An 11,966-nucleotide genomic window follows, 5' to 3' on the forward strand; every position below is an offset into this window, starting at 1 on the left:
GAAGAGGGACTATTTCCCATATTCATAAAATACTTAGGAGGATTATAATGGATGATTTTACATTAAGACTTGTCCATTTGCACCATTGCCGCGGCATCGGCTGGACGCATATTTACCGCTTGCTGAAAACAGATCCCGAACTGGAATCCATTTATGATTTAGCCTGGCACGACAACAAAAATCTTCGTCTTTCCACCCCCGATTTGAACAAAGCGTTAACCGACCTTCATTCCAATTCCATCCTTGAGCAAATTCGCCGCTATCGCGAAAACAATATCCATGCGATTACCTTATTTGATAAAGAGTATCCCCAGCTTTTGAAAGAGATTTACCAGCCGCCCTGGATTTTATATATAAAAGGCGATCCTGCGCTTCTAAATGAAAAAAAACTGCTGGCAGTCGTTGGCTCACGGGAAATCACTGAGTATGGAAGGAAGGCAATTCACTGCTTATTTCCACCGTTAATTAACCAGGGCATTACGATTGTGAGCGGACTTGCTAAAGGAGTCGACGCTTTAGCCCATTCGGCAGCAATGAAAAGCGGCGGCAGTACGATTGGAGTGATTGCAGGAGGCCTTTATCATATATATCCGAAAGAAAACCAGCCTCTTGCTTTGGAAATGATGAAATCCCAGCTTATTATCTCCGAGCATCCACCTAATACAAGGCCTGCACGCTGGCAGTTTCCTCATCGAAACCGGATCATCAGCGGCCTTTCACACGGCACCTTAATCGTTGAAGCGAAAAGAAAGAGCGGGTCGCTGATTACGGCCAGCTTTGCAGTGAATGAGGGAAGGGAAGTTTTTGCGGTTCCCGGAAGCATCCTCAGTCCGAACTCGGAGGGGACAAATGACTTAATCCAGCAGGGGGCCAAGCTTGTGAAAACAGCCGATGATATACTGGAAGAGTTCAAGTCATGACATGTTCATGAATTATTTTAGCGATGCCGTTATATGCTGTAAAAACTGTTCATTTTTTTGCAATGAATTTTCTCGACTTTGAAAATAATTCTTCAAAAAGGTTGAAATTATTTCAAATCTGTTATACATTTTGCAACAGGTGTCTGTAAAATAATTGTGATTTTCATTTGAAATTTTTTTTTCTAAGAAAATAGCTGTTTTGACAACAAGATCATTTTACACAATAATAGTAGATAATTTATAATCCCTCTCAAGGAGGACTAGTGGATGTCAGAGTTTTTAGTAATCGTTGAATCGCCGGCCAAGGCTAAAACGATTGAAAAATATTTAGGAAAAAAATATAAAGTGAGAGCATCCATGGGGCATGTACGGGATTTGCCAAAAAGTCAAATGGGTGTAAACATAGAGAACCATTTCGAGCCAAAGTACATTACGATCCGTGGAAAAGGCCCGGTTTTGAAAGAATTAAAGAGCGCTGCTAAAAAAGCGAAGAAAATATATTTAGCGGCTGACCCTGACCGCGAGGGGGAGGCGATTGCCTGGCATTTGGCGCACACCCTTGATGTGGATATCGAATCGGATTGCCGGGTCGTTTTTAACGAAATTACAAAGGATGCGATTAAGGAATCGTTTAAACACCCGAGGCCGATTAACATGGACCTTGTTGATGCCCAGCAGGCGCGCCGGATTTTAGACCGGCTAGTAGGCTACAATATCAGCCCTTTACTATGGAAAAAAGTGAAAAAAGGGCTCAGTGCCGGCCGGGTCCAATCTGTCGCAGTCAGGCTGATTATTGATCGCGAAAAGGAAATCAAAAAGTTTGTTCCTGAAGAATATTGGACAATCGGCGGACAGTTTTTAAAGGGCAAGGATACGTTTGAAGCATCCTTTTACGGTGTGGATGACAAAAAGGTCGAATTAACATCCGAAGCCGATGTGAAAAACATTTTAAGCAAGATGAAGGGAAACAAGTTCAAAGTCGTTTCAGTCGTGAAAAAAGAGCGGAAGCGCAACCCTGCACTTCCTTTCACAACTTCCTCTCTCCAGCAGGAAGCTGCCCGAAAACTAAATTTCAGGGCAAAGAAGACGATGATGCTCGCCCAGCAGCTTTATGAAGGGATCGACCTCGGAAAAGAAGGCACGGTCGGTTTGATCACCTATATGAGGACCGACTCGACACGTGTTTCGGAGCTGGCGCAATCAGAAGCAGCCCAATATATTGAACACGCTTACGGCAAGGAATATCTCGCTGCAGAAAAACGAAAAGACAAGAAACAATCGAATGCACAGGATGCGCATGAAGCGATCCGCCCGACAAGCACACTGCGTGAACCTGGCGGACTGAAAGAATATTTATCCCGTGACCAGCTCCGCCTGTACAAACTGATCTGGGACCGCTTTGTTGCCAGCCAGATGGCACCGGCTGTCATGGATACGATGAGTGTGGATTTGAAAAATGGTGATGTAATATTCCGGGCATCCGGTTCCAAAGTAAAGTTTGCCGGATTCATGAAAGTTTATGTAGAAGGATCTGATGATCAAACTGAAGAGCGCGATAATATGCTTCCCGACTTACAGGAAGGCGATGAAGTGTTGAAAAAGGATATTGATCCGAAACAGCATTTCACCCAGCCACCGCCGCGCTACACGGAAGCAAGGCTTGTGAAAACTCTTGAGGAACTTGGAATCGGCCGTCCGTCCACCTATGCTCCTACCCTGGACACCATCCAGAAAAGGGGATATGTCGCTCTTGAAAACAAGCGTTTTATTCCGACCGAGCTTGGTGAAATCGTTCTTGAATTGATTCTTGAGTTTTTCCCGGAAATTCTCGACGTTGAATTTACCGCAAAAATGGAGCAAGAACTTGATGATGTTGAAGACGGAAAAATAAAATGGGTGGATATTATCGACGAATTCTATTCCGAATTTGCCAAACATCTTGAAAAAGCTGAGCAGGAAATGGAAAAAATCGAAATTAAAGATGAGCCTGCCGGGGAAGATTGTGAAAACTGCGGCAGCCCAATGGTTTTCAAAATGGGCCGCTATGGCAAATTTATGGCGTGCAGCAACTTCCCTGATTGCCGCAATACAAAACCGATTGTCAAGGAAATCGGTGTCAAGTGTCCGAAATGCAAGCAAGGCAATATAATAGAAAGAAAAAGCAAAAAGCGGCGAATTTTCTATGGCTGTGACCGCTTTCCGGAATGCGACTTTATTTCATGGGATAAGCCGCTGCCGCGCAGCTGTCCAAAATGCGATAACCTGCTTGTTGAAAAAAAGCTGAAAAAAGGCGTTCAGGTTCAATGCATTGAATGCGATTATAAAGAAGAACAGCAAAAGTAAGGGTGGGCACAGTGCTCACTCTTTCTTTGTTTTTAAATCAAGGTTTTGCGATATCAGACGGAATCATGAAACTTATCAGTTTTCGAAAACGTATAGTATAATCGAGACTGGATGTGGTTTATGCTGTCAATGAGCATAAAAAGCTTGAGATTATCACTTTATATTAGGAAAAATTCTTCCAATATGGTACGATAAATCGCGCATAAGTTGAATTTGGAGGTTTAGAAAACATGACTAAAGCAGTAAATGTGATCGGTGCAGGACTGGCAGGGAGCGAAGCAGCCTGGCAGCTTGCCAAACGGGGAATAAAGGTGCGCCTTTATGAAATGAGACCCGTCAAGCAAACTCCAGCCCATCATACAGATAAATTTGCCGAATTGGTTTGCAGCAATTCATTAAGGGCTAATACATTAACAAACGCGGTCGGCGTATTAAAAGAAGAAATGAGAATGCTTGATTCCGTTATCATCAGCTCGGCGGACGAGTGCTCGGTTCCAGCCGGAGGAGCGCTGGCCGTTGACCGCCACGAGTTTGCTGCTAAAGTGACCGAACGGGTAAAGAATCACGAAAATGTAACCGTAATTAATGAAGAAGTAACGGACATTCCCGAAGGCCCGACAATCATTGCAACCGGCCCGCTGACAAGCAAGGATCTATCCGGGCAGCTGCGGAGCTTAACCGGCGAAGATTATTTATATTTCTATGATGCGGCAGCGCCAATTATCGAAAAAGACAGCATTGATATGGATAAGGTTTATTTAAAATCACGCTATGATAAAGGCGAAGCGGCCTACTTGAACTGCCCTATGAATGAGGAGGAATTCGACCGCTTTTATGAAGCGCTGACCGCAGCCGAAACGGTGCCGTTAAGAGAATTTGAAAAAGAAATCTTCTTTGAAGGGTGCATGCCAATTGAAGTCATGGCTTCAAGGGGCAAAAAGACGATGCTGTTTGGCCCAATGAAGCCGGTTGGCCTCGAAGATCCTAAAACGGGCAAGCGCCCATTTGCCGTTGTCCAATTAAGACAGGATGATGGAGCAGGGACACTTTATAACATCGTCGGTTTTCAAACCCATTTAAAATGGGGACCGCAAAAAGAGGTAATCCGTTTAATTCCCGGGCTCGAAAATGCCGAAATTGTCCGCTACGGAGTGATGCACAGAAACACATTCATCAACTCTCCAAAAGTATTAAATGCAACCTACCAGTTTAAAAACCGCGAAGATCTATTTTTCGCCGGCCAAATGACCGGGGTCGAAGGCTATGTAGAATCGGCGGCAAGCGGCCTGGTTGCGGGAATTAATGCGGCAAGATATGTGAGCGGAACAGACCCGGTCGAATTCCCCCGTGAAACGGCAATTGGCAGCATGGCGCGATACATTACGACCGCAAATCCGGATAATTTTCAGCCAATGAATGCCAACTTCGGTTTGTTTCCGGAACTGGCAGAGAAGATAAAAGCGAAAAAGGAACGAAATGAGCAGCATGCCGAAAGAGCATTGAAAACAATTCAGAACTTTGTGAAAAATTTGTAAATTATATTGCATGGGCTATTATTTTATGATACGATTTAGTAGCCCTTGTGAGGTGAGCCTTTTGCATCAGAATGTGAACGTTTTATTAAAGTTATTTATTGAATATTTACAAGTTGAGAAAAATTACTCACAATATACAGTTGAGCATTATCAAATGGATATTAAAGATTTTTCTTTGTTCATGTCTGAACAAGCCATCCCGGCGCTGGAACAGGTTACATATTTTGATGTCAGGATTTATTTAACCAAACTGTATGAAAGAAAATTGGCCAGAAAGTCTGTCGCCAGGAAGATTTCGAGTCTGAGAAGCTTCTATAAATTTTTATTAAGGGAAAAGCTTGTCAATGAGAATCCTTTCTCGCTTGTTTCGATTCCGAAAGCAGAAAAACGGCTTCCCGATTTTTTTTATGAAGAGGAAATGGGTGAGCTTTTCAAAGCCTGTGATGATTCAAGCCCGCTTGGCCAGCGGAATAAAGCGCTGCTTGAACTGTTATACGGGACAGGGATTCGCGTCAGCGAATGCTGTCAAATCAAATTGAAAGATCTGGACATGGCGGTGTCAACCGTGCTGGTGCGTGGAAAGGGCCATAAAGAGAGATATGTACCATTTGGAAGTTTTGCGCACGATGCCCTGTCCATTTACATAGAGGACGGCAGGCGCAAGCTCCAGTCCGGGCGGGTTCCCCATGACAATTTGTTTGTCAATTTTCGCGGAGGCCCGCTGACGGCCGGGGGAGTCCGCGATATTCTCAATACTTTGATTGAAAAATCGGCTTTGACGGGAAAGATTCATCCCCATATGCTCCGCCACAGCTTTGCTACGCATTTATTAAGCAATGGCGCAGATATGCGGACAGTGCAGGAGCTGCTTGGGCACGCTTTCTTATCATCGACCCAGGTGTATACTCATGTAACAAATGAATACTTGCGAAAAACGTATATGTCCCACCATCCAAGGGCATAGACTCCAAAGGGGAGGATTAAACATGTCACAATTTCACGCAACAACGATTTTTGCCGTTCAACACCAAGGGAAATGTGCAATGGCGGGTGACGGACAGGTTACATTTGGAAACGCTGTAGTGATGAAACATACAGCCAAAAAGGTCCGAAAGCTGTTCAATGGCAAAGTGATAGCCGGTTTCGCCGGCTCTGTCGCAGACGCTTTTACATTGTTTGAAATGTTCGAAGGAAAGCTTGAGGAATTTAACGGAAATCTGCAGCGCGCCGCGGTCGAGCTTGCAAAACAATGGCGCAGCGACAAGGTGCTAAGAAGGTTGGAAGCGATGCTGATTGTGATGAATGAAAGCGATCTTCTGCTCATTTCCGGAACGGGTGAAGTGATCGAACCGGATGATGGAATCCTTGCGATCGGTTCGGGAGGCAACTATGCCCTGGCCGCGGGAAGATCCTTGAAGAAATATGCGGGTGATCACCTTTCTGCCCGGGAAATAGCCAGGTCATCACTGGAAATAGCCGCGGAAATTTGTGTATATACGAACCATAATATCATCGTTGAAGAGCTTTAAAGGGAGGAGTGCTTTACCATGTCAAAATCCACAAGTTTAACACCCCGGCAAATTGTCGACAGGCTGAATCAATATATCATCGGCCAGAATGATGCGAAAAAAGCGGTCGCCGTTGCGCTCCGGAATCGCTATCGCCGCAGTTTGCTCGATGATAGGCTGCGCGATGAAATTATTCCAAAAAATATCTTGATGATCGGGCCGACCGGGGTCGGAAAGACAGAAATCGCCCGCCGAATCGCAAAGCTTGTCGGCGCTCCGTTTATTAAAGTGGAAGCTACGAAATTTACCGAAGTTGGCTATGTTGGACGCGATGTTGAATCAATGGTAAGGGACTTGGTGGAGACATCTGTCCGCTTAGTAAAAGAAGAAAAAATGCTCAGTGTGAAAGAACGCGCCGAAGAGAATGCCAACCGGCGGCTCATCGAACTGTTAGTTCCATCCGCAAAAAAAGCCGCAAACTATAAAAATCCGCTGGAAATGCTGTTCGGGGGCGGGAATAACCAGGTTGAGCAAGAAAGCCAGTCAGCCGAAGACCAGAATGTGTATGAACGCAGAAAAATGATCCGTGAAAAGCTCGCTTTGGGAGAGCTTGAAAATGAAATGCTCACGGTGGAAGTCGATGAACAGCAACCATCGATGTTTGATATGCTGCAAGGCTCTGGCATGGAGCAAATGGGCATGAATATGCAGGACGCCCTGAGCAGCTTAATGCCAAAGCGCCGCAAAAAGAGAAAGCTCACCGTTCGGGAAGCGCGCAAGGTGTTAACCAATGAAGAAGCCCAGAAGCTGATTGATATGGACGAAGTTACGTCAGATGCGATTTATAAGGCCGAACAAGGCGGAATCATCTTTATTGATGAAATCGATAAGATCGCAAGCAAAAACACCGGGGGATCGTCTGCCGATGTTTCAAGGGAAGGTGTTCAAAGAGATATTTTGCCGATCGTTGAAGGGTCGACTGTCGTGACTAAATACGGCTCTGTTAAAACAGATCATGTACTGTTTATCGCAGCAGGGGCATTTCATACAGCAAAGCCATCAGACCTCATTCCCGAACTGCAAGGGCGTTTCCCGATTCGCGTCGAGCTGACAAAGCTGAATGTAGACGATTTTTATAAAATTCTCGTCGAACCGGACAATGCGCTTATCAAGCAATATGAAGCGTTATTAGCAACAGAGGGTATACAAATAGAATTTTCTGACGATGCTATTCGTAGGATTGCGGAGGTTGCTTTTGAAGTAAATCAAAATACCGATAATATTGGTGCGAGAAGATTGCATACGATCCTGGAAAAATTGCTTGAGGATCTGTCATTTGAAGCGCCGGACATCACGATGGAAAAGGTAACAATCACTCCCCAGTATGTCGAGGAGAAGCTCGGGGCCATCTCACGTGATAAGGATTTAAGCCAATTTATCCTGTAGCAACTATCGTTTAATTGATTTAAGATAGGGTAGGTAGACAGTAGAAAAAGCAAATGCTCCCAAAAAGAGCGTCAGCAGGCGCGGTCAAACCTAAAAAAAATAAATAATAATTGTTGGAAGCAATAGGAGGAAGAAACTATGGACTTATTAACAAAAACGAGAAAAATTAATGCAATGCTTCAAAAAGCAGCAGGAAAACCGGTTAACTTTAAAGAAATGTCGGAAACATTAAGCGAAGTCATCGAAGCCAATATTTTCGTTGTCAGCCGCCGCGGCAAGCTGCTCGGTTTTGCGATTAACCAGCAAATTGAAAATGAGCGGATGAAAAAAATGCTTGAAGACCGCCAGTTCCCGGAAGAGTATACAAACAACTTATTCAACGTACAAGAAACCTCTTCAAATCTGGATGTAGACAGTGAATACACAGCGTTTCCAGTGGAAAACCGCGACTTGTTCAGAACCGGTTTAACGACAATTGTTCCGATCATCGGTGGCGGGGAACGCCTTGGAACATTAATTTTGGCAAGATTGCAAGAACAATTCCATGATGATGATCTCATCTTAGCGGAATATGGCGCAACAGTTGTCGGGATGGAGATCCTTCGCGAAAAAGCGGAAGAAATTGAGGAAGAAGCGCGCAGCAAAGCGGTTGTCCAAATGGCAATCAGCTCTTTATCCTACAGTGAGCTGGAAGCGATTGAGCATATTTTTGAAGAATTAAATGGCAGCGAAGGATTGCTGGTTGCTTCAAAAATTGCCGACCGTGTCGGCATTACCCGCTCAGTAATCGTTAACGCGCTCCGCAAGCTTGAAAGCGCCGGCGTGATTGAGTCCCGCTCTCTCGGCATGAAAGGAACCTATATTAAAGTATTGAACGATAAATTCTTGCTCGAGTTGGAAAAATTGAAAACAAATTAATAATGACTAAAAAAACCGGCCCAAGGAAGACCTACTCCTTGGGCCGGTTTTTTTATGCTTACATGCACTTTCCGACAAAATATTGCATATGTGTTACATTTGTTGCATTTTTTATTTTGCAAATAGTGACAAACAGGAAAAATCAGTCCAACACTTACCAAAATTAAATAGGTTAAATTACCTATAAACAAATTGGAAGATTATTATAAAATAAACATACTTTCGTTCTTTTTTTAACATTTACCAAGATGAAAACGATAAATGTCAACAAAAAATTTCTTCTTGGATTTCAAGGGATTTTAAGAGAAATGTCGAAAATGGGTATTTAGACTGATAAAAATTAACCTTTTTTACATAGACATATTATTTCAGTTTCTTTACAATTAAAAATATGATTATACATAATTCGCCATAATCTGCAAAAATTCGAAGTTAGAGGTGCACGAAATGAGTTTATTTTCCAATACAATTTCGACACTGGAAAGTGCTTTGAACTACTCATCCTTAAAACAAAAGGTGATTTCGCAAAATATTGCCAACGTAGATACACCAAACTATAAAGCGAAAGACGCCAGTTTCAAAGCAACCCTTCAGCAGGCTGTCGACCAATCGATCCATGCGTACAAAACCGATGGACGACACTATGATTTTAAGCAACGACCGCAAACGAATGCAGCTATTTCGACCAGAAAAAATGTCCAATATAACCATAACGGAAACAGCGTTGACCTGGACAAAGAAATGTCCGACCTGGCTACGAACCAAATTTATTATAACGCGGTTACGGAACGGATGAACGGAAAGTTTTCATCGCTGCAAAACGTGATAAGAGGAGGCAAATAAGTATGTCAATATTCCATAGTATGAATACAACTTCATCAGCGCTTACTGCCCAACGCTTAAGAATGGATGTCATCTCATCCAATATGGCCAATGTTGATTCAATGAGGGCTGTGATGGTGAATGGAGAATGGCAGCCATACCAGCGGAAAATGGTTGCAATGGCACCGAAGCAAGCCGGATTTTCTTCCTTTTTAAACATGGCGATGAATAAGGCTGACCACAAAACGGTTGGAAATGGCGTCAATGTAACGCGAATTGTTGAAGATGAAACGCCTTTTAAAATGGTTTTTGACCCTGAGCATCCGGATGCGAACGAAGAAGGATATGTAGCGATGCCGAATGTTGACCCGCTTCGCGAAATGGTTGATTTAATTGGTGCTACGAGGTCTTACGAAGCAAATGTAACGGTCTTTAATGCTTCAAAAGGAATGATGATGAAAGCACTTGAAATCGGGAAATAAGGAGAGAACTAAATGGATAGTGTTTCTTTTCCTTCTGCAGCCCATATTTTAAAGCCGCAGGAGGCAGCAAACCGTACATATACCCCGTCTGAAGCACAGCAAAAATTTTCGGCGATTTTAAAGGAATCGATCGAAAAAGTAAATGAAGCGCAACAAAAGTCAGATTTATTGACCGAAAAACTGGCAAAAGGCGAGAATGTCGACTTGCATCAAGTGATGATTGAAGCACAAAAAGCCAGTATTTCTTTGCAGTTGACCATGGAAATAAGAAACAAAGCGGTTGAAGCATATCAAGAAATCATGAGAATGCAAGTTTAATAGTCATATAAGCTAGGAACTTTTAAAGTAGCGGTTATTAGCTGCCAATACCTAGACAGAATAACCGGGGGAACAAAGATGAACGAATCGTTTCAGCAAAGAATAAATAAAATAAAAGATTACTGGAGCAGCAGAACGAAAAAACAAAGATATTTATTTTTTGGCTCGCTCCTATTTATTGTGATTTTGGCGATAGTCATTTCAGCCCTTGCAACAAGGACTACTCTTGTCCCTCTTTACAGCAACCTTTCCCCTTCCGAGACAGGCGCCATTAAAGAAAGCCTGGATGCAAGAGGAATCGAGTCGGAAATATCCGACGGAGGGACGACTATCAAAGTGCCTGAAGAATCAGTAGATACGCTTAAAGTCGAACTTGCAGCTGAAGGCATACCAAAGTCAGGAAATATTGATTATTCATTTTTCAGCCAGAACGCCGGGATTGGCATGACTGAGAATGAATTTGATGTTTTAAAGCTTGATGCAATGCAAACAGAATTAGCTAATCTCATGAAGGGGATTGACGGAGTTCAAGATGCAAAGGTGATGATCAATCTCCCTGAAAAAGGAATATTTGTTTCTGACCAGGCTGACGCTGCTTCTGCTTCTATCGTTTTAAACACCAAGCCCGGCTATCAGTTTGAAGAAGCCCAAATCGAAGCACTTTATCATTTAGTTTCAAAAAGTGTTCCAAATCTTCCCACTGATAATATCGTCATTATGAATCAGTTTTTTGAGTATTTTGATTTAAATAATGAAAAAAATTCTTCCGGGGCATCTTTTGCAACCCAGCATGAGATTAAAAAACAGATTGAAAGGGACGTTCAGCGCCAGGTGCAAAATATGCTTGGAACGCTGATGGGACAGGATAAAGTAGTGGTTTCTGTCACCGCTGATATAGACTTTACCCAGGAAAACCGGGAAGAAAGCCTCGTAGCGCCTGTTGATGAAGAAAATATGGAAGGAATCGCGATCAGTGCCCAGCGATTGACCGAAACTTTTACCGGAAACGGTGAACAGGCAGGCGGAATTCTCCAGGGAGAAGACCCGGCAGATGCAGGTGGAAACCAATACCTGGCGGGGCAAGACGCAAATGGAGATTACGAGCGGGTCGAGGAAACGATCAATAACGAAGTAAACAGAATCCGCAAGGAAATTGTCGAATCTCCATATAAAGTGAGAGACCTTGGGATTCAAGTAATGGTCGAACCGCCGGTTGCCGATGACCCGAATTCGCTTCCACAGGACAGGGTTGACGACATCACGCAAATCCTGGGGACGATTGTCCGGACAACGATTAATAAAGATGACACGCAACCTGAATTAACAGACGAAGCAATAAACGAGAAGGTAATGGTCTCAGTGCAGCCATTTAACGGAAAAATAGATTTCGAAGGCGGCGCACAACCAGGACTTCCTTGGTGGATTTTTGTAGCAGGCGGTGTATTGCTGCTGATCATCGCGGTCTTAGTCTTCTTGTTTATCCGTTCAAGAATAAAGCGGGAAGAGGAAGAACTCATCATCGAAGAAACGATTTCTGCGAATGTGCCCGATGTAAACGAAGAACAGGAAACGGAAAGCAGCTTGAAGAGAAAGCAGCTTGAAAAAATGGCAAAAGAAAAACCGGAAGATTTCGCAAAGCTTTTACGGTCATGGATTGCTGAAGATTAGGGGGAA

The 11,966-nt window shown here is 43.5% G+C and carries 11 protein-coding genes; all 11 read left to right on the plus strand.

Annotated features, from left to right (window positions below):
* Nucleotides 1–47: 47 nt before the first annotated feature.
* The 11 genes from dprA (at nucleotide 48) to fliF (ending at nucleotide 11,960) form a co-directional block, all read left to right on the plus strand.
* Nucleotides 48–920 carry a DNA-processing protein DprA gene (gene dprA / locus CU633_RS09435; protein WP_101659760.1) on the plus strand — a complete coding sequence of 291 codons (873 nt, stop codon included), beginning with the start codon at nucleotides 48–50 and terminating at the stop codon, nucleotides 918–920.
* A 267-nt stretch (nucleotides 921–1,187) separates the two neighbouring features.
* The gene (topA, locus tag CU633_RS09440) at nucleotides 1,188–3,263 is read left to right on the plus strand and encodes a type I DNA topoisomerase (RefSeq protein WP_101659762.1); all 2,076 of its coding nucleotides are present in this window, start codon (nucleotides 1,188–1,190) and stop codon (nucleotides 3,261–3,263) included.
* Nucleotides 3,264–3,493: 230 nt separating this feature from the next.
* Nucleotides 3,494–4,798 carry an FADH(2)-oxidizing methylenetetrahydrofolate--tRNA-(uracil(54)-C(5))-methyltransferase TrmFO gene (gene trmFO / locus CU633_RS09445; RefSeq protein ID WP_101659763.1) on the plus strand — a complete coding sequence of 435 codons (1,305 nt, stop codon included), beginning with the start codon at nucleotides 3,494–3,496 and terminating at the stop codon, nucleotides 4,796–4,798.
* Between the two features lie 61 nt (nucleotides 4,799–4,859).
* Nucleotides 4,860–5,762 carry a tyrosine recombinase XerC gene (gene xerC, locus CU633_RS09450; protein ID WP_101659765.1) on the plus strand — a complete coding sequence of 301 codons (903 nt, stop codon included), beginning with the start codon at nucleotides 4,860–4,862 and terminating at the stop codon, nucleotides 5,760–5,762.
* A gap of 22 nt (nucleotides 5,763–5,784) precedes the next feature.
* Nucleotides 5,785–6,327 (plus strand): ATP-dependent protease subunit HslV, encoded by a 543-nt coding sequence (gene hslV, locus CU633_RS09455; RefSeq protein ID WP_101576611.1) that lies wholly within the window; start codon nucleotides 5,785–5,787, stop codon nucleotides 6,325–6,327.
* Between the two features lie 18 nt (nucleotides 6,328–6,345).
* Nucleotides 6,346–7,752 carry an HslU--HslV peptidase ATPase subunit gene (gene hslU, locus CU633_RS09460; RefSeq protein ID WP_101659767.1) on the plus strand — a complete coding sequence of 469 codons (1,407 nt, stop codon included), beginning with the start codon at nucleotides 6,346–6,348 and terminating at the stop codon, nucleotides 7,750–7,752.
* A gap of 138 nt (nucleotides 7,753–7,890) precedes the next feature.
* Nucleotides 7,891–8,670, plus strand: coding sequence for a GTP-sensing pleiotropic transcriptional regulator CodY (gene codY, locus CU633_RS09465; RefSeq protein ID WP_101659769.1), 780 nt, complete (start codon nucleotides 7,891–7,893; stop codon nucleotides 8,668–8,670).
* A gap of 447 nt (nucleotides 8,671–9,117) precedes the next feature.
* Nucleotides 9,118–9,513, plus strand: coding sequence for a flagellar basal body rod protein FlgB (gene flgB, locus CU633_RS09470; protein WP_101659771.1), 396 nt, complete (start codon nucleotides 9,118–9,120; stop codon nucleotides 9,511–9,513).
* Nucleotides 9,514–9,515: 2 nt separating this feature from the next.
* On the plus strand, nucleotides 9,516–9,974 hold the full coding sequence (gene flgC / locus CU633_RS09475) for a flagellar basal body rod protein FlgC (protein ID WP_101659772.1): 459 nt from the start codon (nucleotides 9,516–9,518) through the stop codon (nucleotides 9,972–9,974).
* A gap of 12 nt (nucleotides 9,975–9,986) precedes the next feature.
* Nucleotides 9,987–10,292, plus strand: a complete 306-nt coding sequence (gene fliE, locus CU633_RS09480; protein ID WP_101659773.1) for a flagellar hook-basal body complex protein FliE — start codon at nucleotides 9,987–9,989, stop codon at nucleotides 10,290–10,292.
* A 78-nt stretch (nucleotides 10,293–10,370) separates the two neighbouring features.
* Nucleotides 10,371–11,960, plus strand: a complete 1,590-nt coding sequence (gene fliF / locus CU633_RS09485) for a flagellar basal-body MS-ring/collar protein FliF (protein ID WP_101659774.1) — start codon at nucleotides 10,371–10,373, stop codon at nucleotides 11,958–11,960.
* Nucleotides 11,961–11,966: the final 6 nt, after the last annotated feature.

This window comes from Bacillus sp. V3-13 (assembly GCF_002860165.1).
Classification (GTDB): Bacteria; Bacillota; Bacilli; order Bacillales; family Cytobacillaceae; genus Bacillus_BJ.

What these genes read in the sequence shown, in the direction of transcription:
- hslV (WP_101576611.1), top strand. Translation starts at nt 5,785, where the DNA reads ATGTCACAATTTCACGCAACAACGATTTTTGCCGTTCAACACCAAGGG.
- trmFO (WP_101659763.1), top strand. Translation starts at nt 3,494, where the DNA reads ATGACTAAAGCAGTAAATGTGATCGGTGCAGGACTGGCAGGGAGCGAA.
- flgC (WP_101659772.1), top strand. Translation starts at nt 9,516, where the DNA reads ATGTCAATATTCCATAGTATGAATACAACTTCATCAGCGCTTACTGCC.
- dprA (WP_101659760.1), top strand. Translation starts at nt 48, where the DNA reads ATGGATGATTTTACATTAAGACTTGTCCATTTGCACCATTGCCGCGGC.
- fliF (WP_101659774.1), top strand. Translation starts at nt 10,371, where the DNA reads ATGAACGAATCGTTTCAGCAAAGAATAAATAAAATAAAAGATTACTGG.
- codY (WP_101659769.1), top strand. Translation starts at nt 7,891, where the DNA reads ATGGACTTATTAACAAAAACGAGAAAAATTAATGCAATGCTTCAAAAA.
- flgB (WP_101659771.1), top strand. Translation starts at nt 9,118, where the DNA reads ATGAGTTTATTTTCCAATACAATTTCGACACTGGAAAGTGCTTTGAAC.
- fliE (WP_101659773.1), top strand. Translation starts at nt 9,987, where the DNA reads ATGGATAGTGTTTCTTTTCCTTCTGCAGCCCATATTTTAAAGCCGCAG.
- hslU (WP_101659767.1), top strand. Translation starts at nt 6,346, where the DNA reads ATGTCAAAATCCACAAGTTTAACACCCCGGCAAATTGTCGACAGGCTG.
- topA (WP_101659762.1), top strand. Translation starts at nt 1,188, where the DNA reads ATGTCAGAGTTTTTAGTAATCGTTGAATCGCCGGCCAAGGCTAAAACG.